The 22,629-nt window shown below is 46.4% G+C and carries 22 protein-coding genes; 1 reads left to right on the forward strand and 21 read right to left on the reverse strand.

Features of this window, described 5'->3' with window-relative positions:
* Window positions 1-121: 121 nt before the first annotated feature.
* The 18 genes from ACZ5A8_RS03565 to nifH all read right to left on the reverse strand — a co-directional run bounded on the left by ACZ5A8_RS03565 (window position 122) and on the right by nifH (window position 18,761).
* A complete protein-coding gene (locus tag ACZ5A8_RS03565) occupies window positions 122-1,102 on the reverse strand; it encodes a hypothetical protein (protein WP_464532241.1) in 981 nt (326 codons plus the stop codon).
* Window positions 1,103-1,179: 77 nt separating this feature from the next.
* On the reverse strand, window positions 1,180-2,157 hold the full coding sequence (locus ACZ5A8_RS03570; protein ID WP_464532243.1) for an ABC transporter ATP-binding protein: 978 nt from the start codon (window positions 2,155-2,157) through the stop codon (window positions 1,180-1,182).
* On the reverse strand, window positions 2,090-3,055 hold the full coding sequence (locus ACZ5A8_RS03575; protein ID WP_464532244.1) for an ABC transporter ATP-binding protein: 966 nt from the start codon (window positions 3,053-3,055) through the stop codon (window positions 2,090-2,092). The genes ACZ5A8_RS03570 and ACZ5A8_RS03575 overlap by 68 nt, the downstream gene beginning before the upstream one ends.
* A 14-nt stretch (window positions 3,056-3,069) precedes the next feature.
* Window positions 3,070-3,969, reverse strand: a complete 900-nt coding sequence (nikC, locus tag ACZ5A8_RS03580) for a nickel transporter permease (RefSeq protein WP_464532246.1) — start codon at window positions 3,967-3,969, stop codon at window positions 3,070-3,072.
* A complete protein-coding gene (locus ACZ5A8_RS03585; protein ID WP_464532248.1) occupies window positions 3,962-4,921 on the reverse strand; it encodes an ABC transporter permease in 960 nt (319 codons plus the stop codon). Before ACZ5A8_RS03585 ends, nikC begins: the two co-directional genes overlap by 8 nt.
* 10 nt (window positions 4,922-4,931) lie before the next feature.
* Window positions 4,932-6,500 carry an ABC transporter substrate-binding protein gene (locus ACZ5A8_RS03590; protein ID WP_464532250.1) on the reverse strand — a complete coding sequence of 523 codons (1,569 nt, stop codon included), beginning with the start codon at window positions 6,498-6,500 and terminating at the stop codon, window positions 4,932-4,934.
* A 2-nt stretch (window positions 6,501-6,502) separates the two neighbouring features.
* Window positions 6,503-7,258, reverse strand: a complete 756-nt coding sequence (locus ACZ5A8_RS03595; protein WP_464532251.1) for a class I SAM-dependent methyltransferase — start codon at window positions 7,256-7,258, stop codon at window positions 6,503-6,505.
* 103 nt (window positions 7,259-7,361) lie between these two features.
* Window positions 7,362-7,487 carry a hypothetical protein gene (locus ACZ5A8_RS03600; protein WP_464532253.1) on the reverse strand — a complete coding sequence of 42 codons (126 nt, stop codon included), beginning with the start codon at window positions 7,485-7,487 and terminating at the stop codon, window positions 7,362-7,364.
* Between the two features lie 568 nt (window positions 7,488-8,055).
* Window positions 8,056-9,183, reverse strand: coding sequence for an ABC transporter ATP-binding protein (locus ACZ5A8_RS03605; RefSeq protein WP_464532254.1), 1,128 nt, complete (start codon window positions 9,181-9,183; stop codon window positions 8,056-8,058).
* Between the two features lie 96 nt (window positions 9,184-9,279).
* On the reverse strand, window positions 9,280-9,945 hold the full coding sequence (gene modB / locus ACZ5A8_RS03610; RefSeq protein ID WP_464532255.1) for a molybdate ABC transporter permease subunit: 666 nt from the start codon (window positions 9,943-9,945) through the stop codon (window positions 9,280-9,282).
* 134 nt (window positions 9,946-10,079) lie between these two features.
* Window positions 10,080-10,880 (reverse strand): molybdate ABC transporter substrate-binding protein, encoded by an 801-nt coding sequence (modA, locus tag ACZ5A8_RS03615; protein WP_464532257.1) that lies wholly within the window; start codon window positions 10,878-10,880, stop codon window positions 10,080-10,082.
* Window positions 10,877-12,436 carry a nitrogenase component 1 gene (locus ACZ5A8_RS03620; protein WP_464532258.1) on the reverse strand — a complete coding sequence of 520 codons (1,560 nt, stop codon included), beginning with the start codon at window positions 12,434-12,436 and terminating at the stop codon, window positions 10,877-10,879. The genes modA and ACZ5A8_RS03620 overlap by 4 nt, the downstream gene beginning before the upstream one ends.
* A gap of 12 nt (window positions 12,437-12,448) precedes the next feature.
* Entirely contained in the window at window positions 12,449-13,996 is a 1,548-nt protein-coding gene (nifE, locus tag ACZ5A8_RS03625; RefSeq protein ID WP_464532259.1) for a nitrogenase iron-molybdenum cofactor biosynthesis protein NifE, read from the reverse strand.
* Window positions 13,997-14,190: 194 nt separating this feature from the next.
* Window positions 14,191-15,561, reverse strand: coding sequence for a nitrogenase molybdenum-iron protein subunit beta (gene nifK / locus ACZ5A8_RS03630; RefSeq protein ID WP_464532261.1), 1,371 nt, complete (start codon window positions 15,559-15,561; stop codon window positions 14,191-14,193).
* A gap of 13 nt (window positions 15,562-15,574) precedes the next feature.
* Entirely contained in the window at window positions 15,575-17,173 is a 1,599-nt protein-coding gene (gene nifD / locus ACZ5A8_RS03635; protein ID WP_464532262.1) for a nitrogenase molybdenum-iron protein alpha chain, read from the reverse strand.
* Window positions 17,174-17,551, reverse strand: coding sequence for a P-II family nitrogen regulator (locus ACZ5A8_RS03640; RefSeq protein WP_464532263.1), 378 nt, complete (start codon window positions 17,549-17,551; stop codon window positions 17,174-17,176). It abuts the gene before it with no gap.
* Between the two features lie 25 nt (window positions 17,552-17,576).
* Window positions 17,577-17,894, reverse strand: a complete 318-nt coding sequence (locus ACZ5A8_RS03645; protein WP_464532265.1) for a P-II family nitrogen regulator — start codon at window positions 17,892-17,894, stop codon at window positions 17,577-17,579.
* Window positions 17,895-17,939: 45 nt separating this feature from the next.
* Window positions 17,940-18,761 carry a nitrogenase iron protein gene (gene nifH, locus ACZ5A8_RS03650; RefSeq protein WP_229388168.1) on the reverse strand — a complete coding sequence of 274 codons (822 nt, stop codon included), beginning with the start codon at window positions 18,759-18,761 and terminating at the stop codon, window positions 17,940-17,942.
* Window positions 18,762-18,958: 197 nt separating this feature from the next.
* On the opposite strand from nifH, the gene ACZ5A8_RS03655 reads away from it, so the two are divergent.
* A complete protein-coding gene (locus tag ACZ5A8_RS03655) occupies window positions 18,959-20,149 on the forward strand; it encodes a geranylgeranyl reductase family protein (protein WP_464532266.1) in 1,191 nt (396 codons plus the stop codon).
* A gap of 162 nt (window positions 20,150-20,311) precedes the next feature.
* Here ACZ5A8_RS03655 and ACZ5A8_RS03660 read toward each other — a convergent pair whose 3' ends face one another.
* From ACZ5A8_RS03660 to ACZ5A8_RS03670, 3 genes are all read right to left on the reverse strand, one after another.
* Window positions 20,312-20,659 (reverse strand): tetratricopeptide repeat protein, encoded by a 348-nt coding sequence (locus ACZ5A8_RS03660; protein WP_229388174.1) that lies wholly within the window; start codon window positions 20,657-20,659, stop codon window positions 20,312-20,314.
* Window positions 20,660-20,882: 223 nt separating this feature from the next.
* The gene (locus ACZ5A8_RS03665) at window positions 20,883-21,041 is read right to left on the reverse strand and encodes a tetratricopeptide repeat protein (RefSeq protein ID WP_464532267.1); all 159 of its coding nucleotides are present in this window, start codon (window positions 21,039-21,041) and stop codon (window positions 20,883-20,885) included.
* Window positions 21,042-21,640: 599 nt separating this feature from the next.
* The gene (locus ACZ5A8_RS03670; protein WP_464532269.1) at window positions 21,641-22,558 is read right to left on the reverse strand and encodes a hypothetical protein; all 918 of its coding nucleotides are present in this window, start codon (window positions 22,556-22,558) and stop codon (window positions 21,641-21,643) included.
* Between the last annotated feature and the right edge of the window lie 71 nt (window positions 22,559-22,629).

The following is a 22,629-nucleotide window of genomic DNA, read 5'->3' on the forward strand; positions in this document are numbered from 1 at the left end:
TAACTGATCCCCACAGAAGGTTGTGGTTCCTTTTCCTGAACTTGCCGGCGTGACCATTATTGTTAATGGCAGAGACCAGCACTAATATAAATGAAAAAAATTCGTTTCCATTTTTTTCTTCTCATCCCGGGCAGGTTTGCAGTATTACCAGGATTAAAACGATACATATTAGCCCAGTTTCAACCATGAAACACTCCACGCAGGTCACTCGAAGACCAAGTTTTCTCCCGAATAGGGCAATATTTGTCGGAAGAGCTGTCTTAACATAACCAATCCCAAGGTGCAGTGCCCGTGCAATGAAGAGCATCTCAAGACACTGAAGAACGGTTATTTGTTCCATTACGACTATTGTTCCAGCCGCCGAAAGAACGGCAATCTGACTCAAAAAGCTTGCTGCAAATAAAATAATTGCAGCATCCGGCAGTTGAAGGGTGTTCATGAATGGTTGAAGAACCTCTGCTGAGTAATCTGCCAGGCCCAGATTCAGGATGATGATGAATAAAAATGTTGTTGGAACCAGGACAAGGGCAATTTTTCCAAACTCACATAAACTTTTCTTGAGTATAGACCCTGCTCTGGCTAAGCATCCGTTTTCCTTTACCTTCTCCTCTGAAATGGACAGTCGGGTATCATCTCCATATTCCGGGGCTTTTTTAAAAAGAATTCTTCTACCTATGAATACTCCAGTAACTGCAATACTAGCGAAAACCAGAAGTTCTAAAAAGAGAAGTATCAGTCCAATCTCATAACCAAGTACTGAAAGCGCAACGGGTGCCTGAAAAAATATTGCACTATGAAGCCTTTTTGGTAATTGAGCGATCAAAACTGTCACAATGACGTCCCGTTCTCCAAGAATCCGCTTATGAAAGAAAGAAGAGAGCATACCCATTCCTGACCAGGAATTTAAAAAAAAGAAGGTAAGTACAGAAGAGCATGTTTTTGGAAGGCGGGCCATTTCTGTAATGGATGCCATAGGGATGCTGGTGTATTCGAGATACCGGGTTGCCCTCAGGAGATTTGATAGAAAAAAACCGATAAATATCATAGGGAGCATCATCGAGAAAAGCTTCATAGCTTCGGAAAAAACTAGTGAATAATCCATGCCGGCTCCTCCAGAGTAGCATTGCAGTCTTAATTTAATCAGGCTTAACTTAACGAAAGTATGGAAATTTGAAAGTCTCAGTTCTCACTGACCGACCTGCAGGCAACTTTATGGATACCTCCTCTTAACTGAACCTTACCACTCCGACACTCCTGTTTGACCACTGAGCACCTATCTTTATATGGACATCCTTCATCTGTGGTTTGAAATATCTCCGGATTGTGGTACTCTGTCTTTTCGCCACAAAAGAGTGAGGCATTAATGAGCTCCTGTGTGTAGGGGTGCAGGGGGTTCTGAATCAAGTCATCTGTCGGCCCCTCCTCAACAATCCTGCCCCGGAGCATCACCGCAGTCCGGTCACACATCCATTTTACGACTTCAATATCGTGAGAGATGAGAACACAGGGTATTGAATGTTCTTTCTGTATATTTTTTATCAATGTAAGAATTTGGGCCTGTACTGAGAGATCAAGGTTTGATGTGGGTTCATCTGCAACAATCAGTGCCGGGTTGAGGCTGATGGCACGGGCAATCACTATCCTCTGAATCTCACCACCGCTTACCTCATGAGGGTAGCGATTAAGGATCTCTTCACGTATGTTCATATTCCGAATGATTTCCTGTACGGTGTCTTCGATCAAATCGCTCTTCCCGGAGAGCCGCAGACCTTCTACAAGGGAATGCCCAATTCGCATCCTTGGGTTGAGCGAAGACCTTGGATCCTGAAAGATCATCTGGAGATTTGGCCAGTATCTCTGTAACTCTGCCCCCTTGAGGCTTGTGATATCTAGATCGCCGATTTTTACTCTTCCTCCTGTTGGTTCTAACAAGCGTACAAGCATCTTACCCAGGGTTGTCTTTCCACACCCGCTCTCTCCCACAAGCCCGAAAATTTCATCACTCTTGATTGAAAAGTTCACGTCCCGTACAGCATGTAGTTCTGTCCTGTTTAGAAAAAAACCACTGGTATAGGTCTTGGAAAGGTGTTCAACTGCAAGCATAGTGGCACCGAATTCCTCTATTCTCTTCACGCATGTCAGGATGATGCGTTGCACACTTCTCTTTTGCATATGGACACCGGGGATGGAAACGGCATCCGGTTGGGAGTTGTATCAAACTTGGACTCATACCTGGTATCGAAGACATTCCCCTTGATGGCATTGAAGACATCAAACCCTGTGTGTATGGGTGCCTGGGGTCGTCGAGTATGTCCTGTGCAGGGCCTCTCTCAATAATTTCACCTGCATACATCACCGCAAGATTTTCACAGATCCGTGCTGCGCCGATGTCGTGGGTTATCAGCAGAAGAGAACGTCCCGCAGTGATGCTATCAATCAGTTTCACGGTTTTGTTCCTGAGAATCGTGTCCAGCCCGGTAGTCGGTTCGTCTGCGATGAGGAGGTCTGGATTTTGTGCAATACCCATTGAGATCAAAACCCGCCTGTTCATGCCCCCTGAGAGCTGGTGGGGGTATCGGTCCGACAAATGAGGATGAAGTCCGACTGAGTTAAAGAGGTCAAAAACCTTACGATAAAGTTGTCTTTTATCCTGAGAACCTCCGTTTGGATGTATTGCTCTCTGAACCTGGCTCTTAATCTTCATAAGAGGATCAAGGGAGGAAATATGCTGTGGGATTAGCCCGATCTCTCCACCTCTTATCTTCACCATATGATCCTGACCTGTCCTGAGCAGATCTTGGTTATGAAAAACAATTTCCCCGGATACCAGTGCGTTCTGTGGGAGAAGCTTCAGTATGGTCTGGGCAAGCACAGACTTCCCGCATCCGGATTCTCCAATAATAGCCATTCTTTCCTTTTCCTTCAGGTCAAAATCAAGACCGTTTACTGCCTGGACAGGGCCATTTCCCGTGATAAAAGTTGTACTCAGATTTCTGATACATAGAATGAGCTCTCTGCCTGTTTCACCTGTAAAATCATGCGATAAGGTATCCATATTCTCTCCTCCTTTCATTGAAAGTCAGTCTTTTCCACCCTCATCGGATCAATTCTCTCTTTCAGCCAGTCACCAAGGCAGTTGAATGAGAGAACTGTAATTATGATACATAATCCCGGAAAGATCATTGTCTGCGGTGCGGTCTCCATGAAAGCGATACTTCCCTGAATCATCGCTCCCCACTCCGGAGTTGGGGGTTGAGCTCCGAGTCCGAGGAAACTCAGGCCTGTGATATGAAGAATTGCGGACCCAACATCAAGTGTGGCAAGGGCGAAAATAGGGGAGAGTACGTTTGGGAGTACGTGTCTCCTGATGATGTAGTACGAGTTTCCCCCCATGAGACAGGCTCCTTTGACAAAATCCTTTTCTTTTACCTGGAGAACAGATCCCCGGATAATTCGTGCATAACTTACCCACCATATCACCGAGAGTGCGAGCACGATGTTGAAGAGCGAAGCTCCGAATAATCCGACAAGTGCTATGGAAAGGATCGTCCCTGGAAACGCCAGGAAGAGATCCACAGTACGCATAATGGTCTGATCAACAATACCTCCAAAAAATCCGGCAGTCAGTCCTATGAAGGTGCCAAGTACGACACCGACGGCAACCACGGAAAGGGCGGTTACCAGCGAGGTTTGTGTTCCATAGATTACCCGGCTAAGAATATCCCGGCCGTGATGGTCTGTTCCAAATGGATGTTCCATATCCGGTTTTGCAAGCCGGTTGTTAAGATCTACATAATTCGGATCATGGGGAGCTACTGAACCGGGAAAGATAGCCATAATCGCAAAGGTGAGGAGGATTATGCAGCTGATGATCACCCTTGTACTCATATGTGGAAACTTGATCTGGAGGGAATGACCGGTCTGTCCTTGACGGCTGCTCTGTCCGTTTTCATACAAACTATTACCCATGAATGTTCCCTCCAGGTTTCATCCTCGGATCGATGTACACGTACAGAATATCAACGAGAATATTGACGATAACAAATATCAGAGCGATAAGGAGCACAAATCCCGCAATGACAGGATAGTCCCTGCTCATTACCGATGTCAGAAGAAAGTTTCCTATTCCTGGCCACCCGAAGATTTGCTCAATAATCGCTGTACCACCGAGGAGCGTTCCGATATCTAGCCCTGCCTGGGTGACAATAGGAACAGAAGCGTTTCGAAATGCATGCCTCACCACAACCCCTCTTTCACTCAGGCCTTTTGCATAGGCTTCGAAGACATAGTCTTCGGAGAGGGCATCGAGCATGCTTTCCCTTGTTATCCTCAAAATTCTTGATATCTGGAGGAACCCGAGTGCAAGTGTCGGAAGGATAAGGTGCTGTATCCCTCCATATCCGAATGAAGGGAGGATATCCAGATGGATTGAGAATACGAGGATGAGCAGCAGTGCAAGCCAGAAGGACGGTATTGAGGTTCCCATTGACGCGATGAAGTTGCCGAATATGTCAACTGGTGAATGTGGCCTCATGGCTGACAGTACACCAATGCTGATGCCCACTACCAGTGCAAGTGTCATCGCCGTCATCGTAAGGATGAATGTCGCTGGAAAACGGGCAGTGAACTCTTCCAGAACCGGATCACCTGTCCTGAGGGATATACCAAGGCTTCCGGAGAACAGGTTTGTCATCCAGGCAGCGTACTGTTTTAAGAAAGGCTGTTCAAGCCCGTGATTATTCATAAAAAGTAAAACAGCCTCTCTTGTCGGCTCGTTTCCTGTCTCCTGTGTTAGAATAATCTCGGCCGGGTTTCCCGGTGCAAAGTACATTATCGAAAATGAGAGGATTGATGCAAGAAAGATCGTTATAAGAGCCCAGGGTATCCTTCTTGCTAATAAGATGAGTATGTCTCCGGCCATGATCTTCCTCTTAAGGCTCAATACTAACCGTGCTCAGGTCGAGACCATAGATTGAGGCAGGGAACGTGAAGCCTTTCACAGACTTTTTATATGCAGCGATTTTCTCGATATCATAAAGTGGCATAGAGGCATATTTCTCCTGAATATACAGGTATGCGGCGCTATAGTCTTCATCTGCACCTGTAGCTATGGCTTTTTCGATCAGCTGGTCAAGCTCTGCATCATGGTAAGATGCCTGCCATGACCCCCAGGTAGAGTGATACTTTCCGGTAAGCGGTCCTTCGGGCAGACCAGGGACTCCCCAGCTGTGGTGAAGATACATGTCATAGTTGCCCTTTTGACGTTCTTCCCCTGCTGCACCGCTTTCAAGAACAAGGATCTCGAGTTCGACGCCGATTTTCTTCATCTCACTCTGGATATAGACCGCAATCGAGTCGGAGTTTGCTTCACCCTGCGGAACGATATAGGTAAGTGTCAGCTTCTTTCCGTCTTTTTCCCGAATTCCGTCGGTTCCGGCAACTATCCATCCTGCCTGGTCAAGGAGGTTCTTTGCCCTCTCCGGGTCATAGGTATATTCTGTTCCTGCAAGGCTGCTGGCCCATGGGTATGTCGGGGATACGACCGAGTATGCAGGTTCTGCGGCGCTGGCGAGGAGTTCCTTTACCATCTTATCCCGGTCAATCCCTAGGTTAATCGCTTCCCGGAGACGAATGTCATTCAATGGCCCATCGTTACAGTTTAGTTCAACAACCTGATATCTTCCGTAGGACTGCTTTTCGACAATGATATCCGGATCACTCATCATCTGGGGAATCTGCTCATATGGGACCGTTGAATGGTGATCTGCCACACCAATGATATCCACATCACCTGCACGCAATGCCGATACACTGGCATAGCTGTCAGGAATTACCCGATAAGATATCCGGTTAACTAGTGTTTCTCCGTCTGAGGTTGGATCGTGTCTGACAAGTTCCGTACTCTGTGCCTTTACATAGTTCTCAACCTCGAACTTCCCTGTTCCAATGAAGGATACGATCTCTCCGTCAGTACTCCATGCAGGTTCTACCGATGTTGGTGAGGTAACATAGCTGGTTGATTCAGATGAGAGTGATTTAATAAAAGCTCCATGCGGTTCTTTCAGAGCGACCTGTATTGTATAATCATCAACCTCGAGCACATCGGATATCTTTGAAAACGCAATATCGTTCTTCTTTGGCCCCTGGCTGCACCATGTCAGGAACCATGCAGCAGAACTCGCGTTCCATTGCGTCCCGTCGTGGAACTCTATCCCTTTATTGAGGTGGAATGTATAGGTCAGTCCGTCATCGGATTCGTTCCATGAGCTTACAAGACGGCCGGGAATCGGTTGTCCATCGGCATTGATGTCGAGGAAGACATCATAGACATTCATCTTCATCTCTATTCTGGAATCAAAATCTGCAGGTCCGGCAACGATAAGTGTCTGAACGTTGTTCGCTATCTGAGCGCTCTGTCCTACGCATCCAGAAGCGGTGATCATACATCCGATAAGGCAGCAGAGTGCAAGTAGTTTCAGCGATGTAAAACTTCTCTTCATTTTCAATCCTCTTTCGGTTTTTCAGCTGTGTAGCAGAACTGGCCGTGTCCATGTGAAATTCTATACGGATAGGGCATATACTGGCGTTTAAGGGCCTCAATCCTGTGCATGGGCTCGGCGAGAACATTAGAGTATCCGGCAGATTTCAGGAGGTCTACAATGACTCCGGGTTTTACACCGCCGTTGTATGGAAGGTTTACAGCCTGCCTCCCGTTTCCAAGAGTGCACCATGGATTTCTCCTCTCTGAGAGAAGTATCCAGAGGTTCAGAACCTGTTTATGGATCGCGGCTTTCCGTTCGTCACGGGGTTCGTGAAGGAAAAAACAGAGCCTCCCTCCGGGCCTTAATACCCGCATCCATTCACGTACTGCAATATCCGGATGCGGGAGTGTCCAGAGAACAGCCCTGTTGACTATGGCATCAAAAGAATTGTTTTCAAAACCTAGACTTTCGGCATCATCCTGACGAAATAAAATTGATAATCCCCTCTCTCTTGCCTTGGCGGATGCACGGGCGATCATCTTCTCAGAGAGATCGATTCCCACAACCTCGTACCCCATATCGGCGAGCATCAGTGAAAGAAAACCTGTCCCTGAGCCAATATCAAGAATTTTTTCGGCATTACCCAGTTTTGACCTGAGAAGCCCCTTCCATGCTTCTTCCTCCTCTTTGCTGGCGGTATAATGTCCCGGAGATTTGTCGAATGTTTGGGAGCGGTAATTCCAGAAATCTCTGATTATCTGTTTGTCTTCGTTCATCTGTCACCCTCCAGAAGGTTAAGGGCAGCTCCAGCTGCAAGCTGAACCCGGCCGTACTATATTCCATATTCTTTCCGGGCCTCCATTGCTCACTTAAAACATGTCATACATTGCTTATGCAAAATTTTCCATTGGGGTTTGTTACGACATCGAGTCTATTCTCTACAATTCCTTTGTAGTTCCCCTCTATCCCGATTCGTTGTTTTGTAACGATTCTCGTATCCATCATACGATCGATATTGGTATTCTTGTGATAATGAGAACCGGGATTTCAAGCAAGATCTCATTGTCAGATGTGGTCTCCTTTGCAGCTTTACCCTATGATTCATTTATCCTTCTATTGACATTTCATCAACTCGTACTTGCATTATATTTATTGTGTGAATTGTTATCCTTTTTGTAACATTCTTTGTTATACTCTTAATCTGATAATGTTTATAGTATAAGTTATTATTGATTTGATCTTACTATTTGTTATTGATATTTATAAAAGTATTAATTAATGATCTCAAATTAGCTTTTAAATCCTTATCTAATTAGTCAATCATCCGAAGCACTTCAGAACAAAGAGTTTTATTATAAGACAGCGACCAATTTGATGCCATTAATAAAACTACAGAACTCAAAAAAACTAGTGACTGTTAGAATCAATGAAAAAAGGATGGGTAAAAAAAGATAGATAAAAAAGTAGGTGTTTAAACTTAAATTCTGAGTTAAAAGCTTCTGCTTTTTCGTTTTTTGTTCTTAAAAGGATCTACTGCTCTTGAATCGCAAGTCTGCTGTCGCAGTTCGTGCGCTCAAAAAACAATCATATCCGAAGTCCTTAGCCTGACCATACACTCGTCTCCGGTCTCTATTTTTAATGAGTCAAAGACGTGGTTTGCAACCTCTACTTTCAGGACATCTTCGCTTTCCTTAATTATGAGAGACATGATCCGGCTGGTGCCTTTGTTTACCACGTTCATTATCACGCCGTCGAACAGGTTTTTCCCATCTTCCTTCTGAATGTTATGTACATTCCTTCTGTCCACAAGCTCGATATTTTCGGGCCTGATGCCCCAGCTAACTCTGTCTCCTGCCATGCTTTCTATATAAGGGGCGGTAATCTCAGTGCCAAGAGACCAGAGGAAAGTGCATTCGTCTCCCTTGCCGTGACCTTCTACCACAGCATCATCAAAGAGGTTTGAAAAGCCAACGAGTTCTGCAACGTAACGGCTTTTCGGATGATAAAACACATCCTCAGGGGAACCCATCTGCTGCACCCTGCCACCATCAAAGACAACCATCCCGTCAGCCATGGTAAAGGCTTCTACAGGGTCATGCGTAATGAAGATTACAGGAATCCCAAGCCTTTTCCGGATCGTACGCAGTTCTTTTCTCAGTTTCAGGCGAACAACGGTATCCAGGGATGAGAATGGCTCGTCCAGAAGCAGGATTTCCGGATCGGGTGCAAGAGCCCGGGCAAGAGCAACTTTCTGTTTCTGGCCTCCAGAGAGTTCGTCCGGGTACGCAAACTCACACTCTCCAATTCCAACAAGGTCCAGCATCTCGTAAACTCTCTCCTTCTTTTCCATGGAGCTCAGGCCTTTTAATCCGAATTCAATGTTTTGCCGTACATTCATGTGTGGAAATAGGGCGTTTTCCTGGAACATGTACCCTATTTTTCTTTTTTGGGGAGACAGATTTATCTTTCTCTTGCTGTCGAAGTAGATGGTATCGTTAATCCTGATAGATCCTGAATCAGGGTTCTCAAGTCCTGCAATGCAGCGGAGAGCTGTGGTTTTTCCTGACCCCGAACAACCGAAAAGGACCATAAAATCGGAACTGGCATCAAAGCTGCAGTGCATTGAAAAGCTGGGATTTTCTGCCTTTTTCCCATGTTTTCTTCCATAGAATTTCTTTTCAATATCAACTTCAACAGTCATTTCTGATCTCACCTGCTTTTATCCTTTTTCTGTTCTATTCCCGTTACCTGCTCTCGCTTTTATGCTCTCTTTTACTTTTGTTTTCACTCTCGACTTTTATCGTTCACCTAACCTGCTCGTAACCGCAATCGTACCGAGGGAAATCATAACCAGGATAACTACCAGCAGATTCGCAAGTTCACTGTTCCCGGTCTGGTACGCCCCATATATGGAAAGAGGCATTGTACTCGTTTTTCCCGGTATATTCCCCGCAACCATAAGGGTTGCTCCGAATTCCCCTACTGCCCTTGCAAAACTCAGGACGCAGCCTGCAACAATTCCTTTTTTCGCAAGGGGGAGAGTTATGAAGATTGCGGTTTCGAGTTCACTCCTGCCGAGGATACAGGCAGCTTCCTCGACGCTTCTATCCACTGCTCCTATTGAAGACGAAGCAGTCTTCACCATCAGGGGTAAGGATACGATAAAAGCTGCAATAGCTGCTGCCTGCCATGTAAAAAGTATCCCGCTGCCCGTGAGTTTGGTAAAGATACTTCCAAGGATCCCGTTTTTTCCAAGCAACATAACCAGGATATACCCGGTCACGGTTGGAGGCAGAACCAGAGGAAGGGTAACAAGCACGTCAGCCAGCCATTTTCCGGTAAATTCTTTTTTTGCCAGCACGTAGGCGATCAGAATTCCCAGAAATGCCACAAAGAAAGTTGAAACTGCAGCAATTTTGAGAGTAAGCATAAGCGGGCTCATGACCACCTGAAGCGTTTCCATCAAATCCCTTCCCAATTTTCTGGTTTTGTTCTGTTGAAAGTCTGAATCTGATCCTTTCCTTTTTCATCCTTCTGGGAATTCTGATCGCCTATGATTTTCTTAAACCTATGATTCTGATTTTCTAATTTCTGTATTTATGGCTCTTTGAAGCCGTACTCTGCCAGGATTTCCTGTCCTCTGGCTCCGGTAACGAAATCAACAAATTCCTGGGCTTTTTCTTTATTCTTTGAGTCTTTTATCACTGCTACAGGATAGGAAATCGGTTCACTGACCGGAACTGTAAATGCTATCTCGTAAAGCTTTTTCTTCCCGTTTTCAGCATCTGTCTCATATACGAAACCTGCATCGGCTTCTCCGGTTTCTACATATGTCAGCACCTGTTTCACTGTATCTGCAAAGATGACTTTACTTTCAACTTCATCCCAGACTCCTGCTGTTTGCAGTGCCTGTTCCGTATACTTCCCTATCGGTGCAGTTTCAGGGTTTCCTATCGCGATTTTTTCTATATTCCCTGCAGTCAGGTCTTCTAAAGTATTCAGAATTTCAGAGCCGGTTTTTTCAGGCATAACTATTACAAGAGTATTTGCTGCAAAGTCTTTTCTTGAGCTTTCTTCAATCAGACCTTTCCCAGAGAGGAGATTCATGTCTCTCTCAGAAGCCGAAGCAAATATATCAACAGGAGCTCCGGATTCGATTTGCGTCCTAAGCGTTCCCGAACCTGCAAGGTTCAGTTCTACCTTTGTACCCGAATGATCTGCTTCAAACTCTCTGGCAATGTCAGTAAAAGCTTCAGTGAGGCTTGCAGCAGCCGAAACAGTAATTGTTGTCGGCTGATCTTCTGCTCCAGGGGAAACTGCAATTAAGGCAAATATGAAGAGGCAGAGAATTGCTGCAAGAGCCGGAAGTACCAGTTTTTTTGCTTTACTTCCGGTCATTTAGCTCCCTCTATGCATTCATCTTTTGCTCCCTGGTTTGCATATGCAGCCGGCTCGACCTGTACAGGTGCAGTGAAAGTATCAGTAGCTTCAAGGATGGTGTTGGTGATCCTGTCCAGAAGTTCCAGGGCTCCCCTGTATCCGACAGTAAGGATGCGCTGTGCGCCTACCCTGTCGTGGATTGGCAGGCCGACTCTTACGAGGGGAATATCACGGGCTTTTGCAATGTATTTCCCGTTGGAGTTTCCTATCAGGATTTCAGGGCTGCATTCGCTGACTGCGTCATTGAGGCTGTCAAAGTCAATCCCGTCCAGAACCACAGGTTCCAGTTCCGGCCTGATCTCTTCGAAGATTTGTTTTATTCTCTTTCCGAAGTCCCGGCTTTTGCTGCCCGTTGCTACCAGCATGGGGTTCATTCCGAGTTCCAGCATGAAAGTCGTCAGGCTAAATACAGTGTCGGGGTCTCCGTAGACAGCCGCTTTTACGCCGTAAAGGTACTTGTGCACGTCCACCATGGCATCGAGGAGCCTGCCCCTTTCTTTCTGGTATTTCTCAGGGACGGGACAGCCAATGATGCTGACCAGTTCCATAAAGAAGCTGTCAGTGTTCAAAAGCCCGATCGGGATTGGAACACTATGCCCTGGAACGCAGTGGGATTCTTCCAGATATTTTAGTGCCAGATTCGTGCTGACAACACCCAGGCCAAGAGTTGCCTTGTTGTTCGGCATATCTGCAATCTCGGAAAGGCTGGTGCCACCGGGGGCAATTTTAGGGAGCTCTTCTCTCAGGGGTGCATCAAAGGTCTCGGAAATGTCTGGCAGGAAAATGTAATCTCCTGCAGTTTCTGCAAGGATTTCTTTCAGTTCCCTCACGTCAGCCGGGGAAATGCTCTCGACAGGGATAAGGTTGAGTTTCCTATTCAGAATTTCTTTCATGTCAGGATTTTTTGCTTCCTGGGAGTTTTTCTCTGCCTTTTCTTTTTCCAGGATTTCCGTATACTCCATAATTTCCATGTTTTCCATGTAATCCATGATTTCGATATCTTCCGGGATTTTCGGTTTTTCCGGATCTTCCGGACTTTCCGCAAATTTCCTGACAACTGCATCAAGGGCTTTTATGTACCCGCTTACATGGCTTTCCCCATAACTGGGAGTGGAAACCGGAACGATTATAATGTCTTTTTCAAGATCATCTCCAATCCCTTCCTCTTCTTTAAATTCTCTTATAATCGCAGGGACATCGTCCCCAATTGTTTCGGCAAGGCAGGTGGTTGCAACGCCTATTACCTTCGGGTTGTACCTGCTGATGACGTTTCTCAGCCCCTTTTTCAGGTTTTCCCTGCCTCCGTAGACTGCTCCCTTTTCGCTGAGGGAGCTTGATGCGATGTCTACGGGTTCCCTGAAGTGGTGGGCAAGGTGCAGACGCATATAGGTGCTGCAACCCTGAGAGCCGTGGTAGAGGACCATGGTATTTTCAATTCCCTTGAAAGCAAGAGCACTTCCCATGGGCTGGCACATGACACAGGGGTTCACAGTAGCATAGTTTCTTTTCGTCATTTCAATGCCTCCTCATACCTGACTCTCAACTGCAGTATCCTCATTCTGGCACAAAAACTCAGGGTCCACAGCCATGTCTTTACATTCTTTTGCGCATGGCTCTCCGAAAATATTTTTTATATTTTCTTTTCCTGCTGACCTTTCTGATTTCACTGCTTCGGGTTTCAAAACCCGCTGCCTGACAGCTTTCCATACGGGGCTGTTGATAGAGGCATCCACTTCCTTCGCGAAGTTTACAAAGCCGTCAAAGCCTTCGAACTCCACCACTCTGTCGTGGTTGAAGTCGCAGAAAGCAACACCCAGCTTGTACGCGATAAACCTCTCTTTAACGCCTGCAACCATCAGGTCGGCTTTCTGTTTCACAAGCAGTTCGGCAAGTTCCAGGGGATTTGCGTCATCTACAATGACCGTTCCGTCCCGGACAGAATAACTGATCTGCTCGTAGTCTTCCTTTTTCCCGGTCTGGGTCCCGATGATAACCACTTCCATGCCAAGCTCTGCAAAGCCTTTGATAAGTGTGAGAGCTTTTGCAGGTCCTCCCATGTAGATGGCTGCCTTTTTCCCTTTGACTCTCTCTCGAACCCGGGAAATTTCAGGCATTATCCGGTTCGTTTCGGTCTCCAACATTTCTTCTGCTGTCTTTTTCATTTCTTCTGAACCAAAGTATTCCGCAGTCTTTCGCAGGGCCATGGAGATGTCTTCGATTCCGAAGAAACTCACGGTTAAATATGGAATCCCATACTCTTGCTGCATCCATTTTGCAAGGTAAGTCATTGACCCGCTGCACTGTACCAGGTTAAGGTCAGCTTCTGCAGCTCTTGAGATGGATTTTGCAGTCGAATCTCCGGTCATGGAAACTATGACTTCGATTCCCATCTGCTCAAAGAGAGGTTTTACGAGCCAGACATCTCCTGCAACATTGAAGTCCCCGAGGATGTTGATCCTCGGTTTTTTTAATCCAGGGTTTACTCCGGTTTTCTTTTCTGCAGCCTTCTCTTTCCTAGGTCTTTTGATTAGTTGCTTTAAAGCGTCGCAGGCGGCTTTGTATCCGTCAGACTTGTTGCCTTTGAAGCCTTCGGATTTTACGGGGAGTACCGGGATATTGTGCTTCTTGCTTGCTATTTTGCATACGGAATCAAGGTCGTCTCCGATAATTCCTACAATACATGTGGAATACACGAAGATTACCGGGGGGTGGTAGATGCCCACCAGTTCCTCGATCGCGTTTGAGAGTTTTTTCTCTCCTCCGAATATGATATCGATCTCTTTCATGTCCGTGCTGAAACTGCTGCGGTTCGTTTCAATCCCGCTGGACTTTGCGCCCCGGATATCCCAGGTATAACCTGCGCAGCCAATAGGGCCGTGGACCAGATGGACGGCGTCGGTTACGGGGTTTAAGACAACCCTGGCTCCAGAATAAACACAGGCCCTCTGGCTTATGGCTCCTGCAAGGGAGTTATTGTCGCATGCAAGGGGGATTACCTGCCCCTTTTCCTGCTTTCTGGTAATGTATGGTTGCCTTTCTTCGAGAGTATCCACTATCCCGGTTTTCTCAATCATCTCTTTCACTCCCCTCTGCTTCTGTTTCCAGGTTTGCAGCGGCGGTTTTCCACTTCTCCCGTTTTTAAGGTATCGGTTTTAACTTCCTGGTTTTAACTTTCAGGTTTTAATTCCCAGGTTTTAACTTCCCAGTCTTACTTTTCAGCTTAAACTTTTTGTTTTTTCGGGAATCAGTTATCTTAAAGCCAGGCTCCTTACTGGATGGTCTCGAGCATCCAGTCTGGTGCGTCTCTATCTTTCCTGTCGAGCAGGGTATTTCCTATGCGCTCCACCAGTCGTGCAGCTCCGGCGTACCCCATGATCGGGAAATAATGCAGGTTTGCCCGGTCCATGATCGGGAAGCCTACCCTGACCAGGGGCACATCCTCTGCCCTTGATATGAATTTCCCATATGTGTTGCCGATTAGGAGGTCCACGGGCTTTCGCTTGATGATCTGGTGGAGCATGAAGAGGTCCCCACCCGAGATTATATCGGCGTCCGGGTATTCGGAACCTATGAGTCCTTCTACTTCTTTCTCAAACTCTGAGTTCTGGGTTCCGGTGAGGACAACACCCGGTTCCATACCCATCTCCAGCACAAGGCTTGTAAGGCCTGAAAGTATATCCGGGTCCCCGTAGATGGCTACCTTCTTTCCATGATAGTGGGGGTGGGCGTCAGTCATCATGTCAATAAGTCTTCCTCTCTCATCTTCAAGTTCAGGGGGGATTGCCACGCTGGCAAGTTTTGCTGCATTCATGATGAAACGGTCAGTGTTTCTGATCCCTATTGGGGTGGGCCCTATTTTTGCCGGGACTTTGTAGCGGCTTTCCAGGACCTTTGCTGCAGACCCTCCTGCCATCCTGCAGGGAGCGATTGTTCCCACGGAATTTGCGGAATCTTCTATATCCCCTATCGGAGTCCCACCTTTCGGGTACATGCCCTGTTCTCCGGTGAGAGGAGCGTCAAAGACATCAGTCGTATCCGGGAAGACTATACCTGAGATTCCCATGATTGAGAGTATGCGTTTCATTTCCCGGATATCGGCAGGTTCCACAAAGCCGGGAATGATATTGAGTTTCCCGTTCGGCTTGCTTTTTCTGGCAAAAGTAGTCACAAAGGACTTTACCATGTTGTCATAGCCAGTAATATGGGTACCCACATAACTTGGAGTGGAGGCTGCACAGATCTTTATGGACGGGTCTATAAGCTCTTCCATCCGGACGTCTTCTACGATAGTGTTTACGTCGTCGCCTATGGTTTCTGCTACACAGGTGGTGTGGATAGCAATTACTTCAGGTTTGTAGATTGTAGTCAGGTTTTCGAGGGCTTCCTTGAGGTTTGCTGCTCCTCCGAAAACAGCGGTTCCTTCAGAGAAACTGCTGGTCGTTCCAACCGAGTTTTCACGGTAGTGCCTGCTCAGGCACATGCGCAGGTATGAGAGGCAGCCCTGTGATCCGTGACTGTGCGGCATGCAGTTGTGCACACCAAGGGCAGCATAGACTGCGCCGATTGGCTGGCAGATTTTTGCAGGGTTGATAGTTACTGCTTCTCTGGTTACTTCTTCACATGGGGTGTAATCTAACATTTTTTCTCCCTCCTTATTCTGCTTCTTCTCCTTTCCATGGCGGGCGTATGAATCTCCAGGTGGGACTGTGCATAGCCATATCTATGTCCCGTGCGAAGTTTACAACCCCGGAAAAGCCAGTGTAGCGACCGCTGTAGTCATACGAATGGATCTGCCTTGAGGGGACCCCGAGTTTCTGGGCCCAGTACTTGTCCTTGATCCCTGAACAGAAGATGTCGGGTTTAAGGGTTCTTAAGAGGACTTCGGTTTCGTGGTGGTTGAGGTCGTCAATGACAATGGTTCCATCTTTCATTTCGGGGAATAGCCCCTCATATTCCATAAGTCCGAGCTTCTGTTTCAGCTCTTCAATCCGTTCCGGGCTGATTGCGGGCTCGACATTTTCGTCCCTTTCGTAGTGCACATCTTCGAGAATTGATCCAAGAGCGTTTCCCTTCATCTGAGGGATGATCTGCCTGCCCTCGTAGTCGTCTCTGTGGGCGAACTGGTAGCCTGCAACAACTACTTTCATGCCCAGTTCTTCGAAGAGATTAGTATAGTGATGGCTCCTGGAACCTCCGGAGTAGATGAAAGCGGTTTTCCCCTTCAGTTTCTTTTTGTACCTCTCGATCTCATCCGCATACTTTGCGGTTTCTTCGGCAATGATTTCCTCAGTCTTCCGGGTAAGATCCGGGTTCTCAAAGAACTGTGCCATTTTCCGGAGGGATTTGGCGGTCATCTTCGTGCCTACGTAATTGACCTTCAACCAGGGAATCCCGTATTTTTCTTCCATCATCTGGTTCGTGTAGTTGATGGAACGGTGGCAGAGTAGGATACTGAGCTTTGCCCTGTGAGCCTGTGCAATTTTATGGAACGAGCCGTCTCCTGTCAGGCTTGAAACGATCCGGTACCCGATTTTTTCAAGGATTGGCTGGATTTCCCAGAGATCTCCGCCTATGTTGTATTCCCCGAAGATATTAATGTCAAAGGGGGTAGGGTTTTCCAGTTCCTCGGTTCCTATCAGGTTTTCCATCAGAGCATTGCTGGCAATGTGGTGTCCTGCTGACTGGCTTACTCCTCTGTATCCTTCACATCTGGAAGGGATAATTTTGATTCCATACTCTTTTTCGGCTTCCCTGGCAACAGCTTCGATGTCGTCTCCTATAAGTCCTACAGGGCAGGTGGCAGAGATACTGATTGCTTCGGGCTTGAAGATTTTCATAACTTCTTCAATGGCTTTTTTGAGCTTCTTTTCTCCTCCAAAGACGATATCGGTTTCTTTCATGTCCGTGCATACGCAGTAGTTCATGAAGTTATCTCCACCCTCCTCTGCTTTTGCAAAGTTCCTCCTGGTTCCCCAGGTAAAGTATGCGCAGCCTATCGGGCCGTGGACGAGGTGTACCATATCTTTGATCGGTCCGAAAACCACACCTTTTGAACCGGCAAAAGCGCATCCGCGGTTTGTAATGATTCCCGGGATTACCTTATCGTCGGCTTCGATATGCTGTTCGGTGGAACAGTCCCTGACAACTATATGTTTTCTCCTGTTCCTCGCAGCCTTTTCCGGGAGCACCTTCAGCATTTCATCGATAAGCTGCTGTTTGTCTTCAATTCCCGAACCTATTTCCGCTCCCATTTATACCAGCTCCTTATTAACCGTCAAATCTCCGCTTTCTCCGGTCCGGATGCGGAGAGCTTCGCTAATGTTTGTCACGAAAATCTTTCCGTCTCCTACATGCCCGGTCTGGTTTACCTCAATGATTTTCTGAACTACTTCGTTTACACTTGAGTCGTCGACAACGATTGTGAACATGCGTTTTGGAATGAAACGGATGCAGGTTTCAGCTTCCTTTTCCGGGTCAGGAAGGGGCGGGTTAAACTCAAAGCAAAGCCCTTTTTGCTTTCCGCGGCCCATGACTCTTCTTACGGTAAAAGAAGGAAAGCCGCACTCCAGCAGGACATCTTTGGTTTTCTGAACCCTGTTCATCCTGATTATTGCCGTAATCTCTTTCACGGAATTTTTCCTCCGAAAATCCGGTTTAAAGTCCGGGCTTTCCAGTCCTTATGGTGTAGGCTTCTTCGACCGGGTTTACGAAGATCCTTCCGTCCCCATACTTCCCGGTCCTGGCAGACTCCATTATGGTCTGTATGACTTTGTCCTTGTGTTCGTCTTCGACTACCATCAGGAGCAGGGTCTTCTGCAGTTCGTCGTAGTGTATATCTGCAATGTGGATCCCTTTCTGTTTCCCTCGCCCGAAGACTTCCATTTTTGTAAGGGAAATGCAGCCCTCTTTCTCAAGGCTCTCTACAACCTTTGACTCCATTCCCGGCCTGATGATTGCTCTTATCATTTGCATCTTTTTCATCTCCTCTATTTGTTTCAGCAGTTACCATTTTGACAGTTACAGCTCAACAATTCCGAATTCCACCATCATAGCTTCCAATTCTTCCATAGGGAGAGGGGTCGGGACAACGAGGTTGGTATTGTTCTGGACATTATTGGCAAGGGTCAGGTACTCTTTGGCCTGGTTGCATTCAGAGTCGAAGTGAATTACGGTCTTTCTGTTGATCTCCGCCCTCTGGACAATGTTGTCCCTGGGCACGAAGTGGATCAGCTGGCTTCCCAGTTTCTTTGCGAATGCCTCAAGGAGTTCTCGTTCTCCGTCTACATTCCTGCTGTTGCAGATAATGCCCCCCAGGCGGGCTCCACCTTTGGCAAACTTGGCAAGCCCTTTGCAGATGTTGTTTGCTGCATAGATGGCCATCAGTTCTCCACTGGCCACGATGTAGATTTCCTTGGCTTTCCCTTCGCGGATAGGCATGGCAAAGCCTCCGCAGACGACGTCACCAAGCACGTCGTAGAATACATAATCAAGATCTTCGGTGTATGCCCCCAGATTCTCGAGCAATCCGATGGAAGTAATAATACCTCTACCTGCACATCCTACACCTGGTTCTGGCCCTCCGGACTCAACACATTTTATGCCGCCAAAACCTGGCTGTACCACAGTTTCAAGGTGGACTCCTTCGTCTCCTTCACTTCTAAGAGTATCAAGTACGGTCTTCTGGTTCAGGCCGCCAAGCAACATTCTGGTAGAGTCTGCTTTCGGGTCGCATCCTACAAGAAGAATTTTGTTTCCCATAGTTGAAAGGGCTGCAGTAAGATTCTGCGTGGTAGTTGATTTTCCGATACCGCCCTTTCCGTAAATTGCTATTTGTCTCATTTTACCTTTCTCCTTTATTTGTTTCTCATCAGCTACCGGAAGCCGGTAACCGTTGTACTATCTTATAATATTTAAATTTTTCCATAAATCGAATATTTCCTGTAATTATCTTTATAATTCTTGGATTCAGGAAAGGATTAATAAACAATTCCTCAGTAAATTGCAGAGGCAAAAATAAACAACAGGAAGACCCTTTCATGATTCCAGAAGCCTCTTATGACCTCATAGTGGTGGGCGCAGGCCCTGCAGGTTCCACTGCCGCCCTGTATGCTGCAAGGGGTGGAGCCTCCGTCCTTCTCCTTGACAAGAAAAGGGAAATCGGAAACCCGATTCAGTGTGCAGGTTTTCTCCCGGACTCTTCGGAGGTTAAGGCTCTTTTACCCGATGCTGACCTGCCTGAAGCGCTTATAATATATCCTGACTCCTGTGTGCTGCAGACGATCAAGACCCAGCGCATTATTCCTCCAAACTGCAATGTAAAAGAATTTGCTGTAAAAGGGGCTGTTCTTGACCGGCGCAGGTATGATCAGTTCCTTGCTGAGCAGGCGGCAGGGGCAGGGGCTGAACTTATGATAAAAACGCGTGTGACAAAAGTGGAGGGCACAACTGTTGATACCTCGGGAATTTTCGGGAAGCACAAAATCAAGGCAAAAGCAGTTATCGGAGCTGACGGCCCAAACTCCCTGGTCGCAAAATCAAAAGGTTTTGCCATGAAACCCGAATTAAAGGAAACCTCTGTTGCCATTGAATACCAGGTCAGGAATGTTGATATCGACCCTGATGCCCTTGAGATGTATTTCGGAAAAGATTATGTCCCTGGTGGTTATGCATGGATTTTTCCCGAGGGCAGGGACCGGGCAAATGTAGGAATCGGAATCAGAAACGGAATGGCTGAAAAAGGGGTTTCTGCAAAAGAGTATCTGCACCGTTTCATGAAGGATCATCCTATGGCAAGTTCAAAACTGAAAAACAGCGTCATCATGAATGTCATTGCAGGTATTATCCCTGTAAACGGAGCCCCTGCAAAAACTGCAACTGAAGATTCTCTTATTGTAGGGGACGCTGCCGGGCACATTATTGCAACAAACGGAGGAGGAATCCCTCCTGCCATGATTGCCGGAAAAATTGCAGGAGAAACTGCAGCTGAATTTGCAGCCGGAAAATGCAAGCTTGAAGAATATGACAGGCTCTGGAGGGCTCAGTTCGGTTCAGCTCTTGAAACTTCGGTACAGGCAAGGCAGATAATGGACGGCATTATGAAATCCGATGCCCTCATGAATGCTGCTTTCAAGTTTATTTCCCCTGAACAGATGAAAGTCATGCAGTGCGGAAAACTTCCCGGACCTGTAAAACTCGGGCTCCAGGCCTTGAACCGCGGAAAAAAATAAATGTGTTTTCTCGCAAATACGTGGTCCCGGCGGTCAGGCAAAATTTACCTGTCCGAATCTCTTTTTGTTTTTAACTTTCTGCCCATTCTCCTTTTGTTTCTTCTTCCTTTTGTTCCCTTTCCTTTCGTTCCCTTTCCTTTTGTTTTTTTCTTCCTTGCCCTTTTACGTCTCTGATGATCCTTCTTTATTTTCTTCAACCGGATTTTCTGCTGCCCTAATCTTTCTTAATTCGGTTTCGGCATCTTCTTTATTGTACCTTGCCTCCGGATAGCCGGGCCTTATTTCAAGGGCTTTGTCAAAAGAGGCAATGGCTTCTTCATACCTTTTCAGAACCACAAATTCAAGCCCTCTGAGGTTCCAGGCTCCTGCAAAGTCAGGTTTTAACGCAAGGACCTTATCGAAATACTCGATTTTCTTTTCCGGGTCAGTTTCTGCTACTGCAAGCCCGTACCACTCTTCTACTGTTTTTCCTTCAATTTTCTTCTTGAACAGTTTATCCAGAAAAGCCAATGGCATCACTTCCCATTGAATATACGCCGGGTCGATAGAAATATGTAGTGATGTTCATTGTTTTCCCTGTTTGAAAAAAACAGAAACAATCATACTGAAAAAAGAGTTTTTTTCCTGCCGTTTTACTGTGGAAATTGCAAATAAGCTGGTCTTTGATTTTTCATTTTCAGTTCATCTTATCGCTTCCTCATGGAGGCTGATTTTTCTGGATTTCGTGCCTCTTTCACGTTCCTGTTTTTAACGCGGCTTCTCCTATTTTTTTCTCCAGATTCTTCTTGTTATACTTTGCTTCTCTATATCGCGGGCAGATCGAAAGGGCATGGTTGTAACACTCCATAGCCTTTTCATAGTCTCCCATATCTGCATAGACATTTCCAAGCACGGTCCAGCCGCCTACGAACTCCGGTTTTAGCTTTACGGTATTTCTGAAGTACTTTATCTTTTTTGGAGGGTCTCTTTCTTTTGTCCCCTGCTCAAACCAGTCATGAGAGTTCTTGCCATCTATCTTTTTCAGGAAAATCCTTTCAAGTAAGCTGGAAAATCCCAGAGCCTCACCTCATTTTTCACTTTATTTAATCACGTTCTCTTTCTATATTTATTCAACCTACTTTTGCTGTCCTTCCCAAATTGCGCCTCGCCCGAATTGCGCCTCGCCCGAATTGCGCCTCGGGAGTACGCGGTCCTTTTCGCTCCGCTTCGCTCCGCTTCGCTTCGCTCAAGAGGACTAATTTTTAAATATTGGTACAGTTGCTCAATGAAGGAGAGCGATCTTCCCAAAAGTCCTCTGAACGCGGATCAAAAAATAGTCTCCTAGTGAAGGGGGTGTTTCTCAGCCTGGGAATATTCTTTCCATGATTTTTGGCATCCCTTAGGCGCAGGCCGGTTTCAATCCTGTATGTGCAGAAAAGAAAGCCTGAGGATGCCAGAAAAAATAGAAAATAAAAATAAAAATAAAAAAATTAAAGAAGAAAGTTTGCCTGCTTATATTGAAAGCAGGATACTTTCATTGTACAGGCTCTCGAAGTCTGAGCTTATTACCAGTTTGGTAATATTATCCAGGGTAGTTACGTTGTAGGTAACCCCGCGTTCACTCGAGTTTGTTTGGTAAGCTGTGATTTTTTCATTTACTTCAGGATCCGGGTTAAGGTAGACAGATGTCTGCGTGTAACTTCCGTCATCCAGCTTTTTGAGGTCTCTGTAGTATTGTTCGGCGGACATATCAGTAGTGGAATTTGTTCTTTTGGCCACTTCCTGGTAGATGCTCCCTTCAGGGTCCGCCTGGCTCAGAATCTGGTCATATTCGGCAGTAGATGTTTCATTTCCTTCAAGAATACCGATTACGCTCACCACACTCTGGATGGGACCTATAATTGTAGGGCTTCCGACAACGTTCCAGATGTTGTAGGTACTGTTTGTCCGGTCAAGGATCTGATATCCCTGATATGGCATTACCTGCGTATCAAGGGGCATGCTAATTTTTTGCTCCGGAATCTGGTGTAGCTCAAAGCCGCTTTCATTGCCATAACTTGCACCGTATCTCTTCGTGACATCAGCGCCGTAAGAGAAGGAAGCATTCATAGTCTGCCTGTTTCCAAAGACTGTTTCTAAGGGGGTTCCTTCTGTTTTTTGGAGGTCAACATACACTGCACTCGTTACTCCGTCAGGCGACATTTCCAATCCGTCAATAATAGAGTTAAACTTGTGCTGGACATGTTTGCCCTGGACCTGGGAAAACGGGACTGTAATAAGTTCTTCTCCAGTTTCTGAAGTGGGGACGTCATTGTTATCTGTTTTCGAATCGGCCGTGAAAAATATCAAAAAGGCAGAGAGAAACATTGTTACGGCCAGGAAGATAGCCAGATACTTCTGATTTTTTGTTGCTGGATCCTTTCGTTTCATAAATGAAACCTCATAACATAAGGTAAATTATTCTGAATGTAAAAAACACACATGGTATCTAAATCTATTGC

It is taken from the genome of Methanosarcina subterranea, from assembly GCF_055385895.1.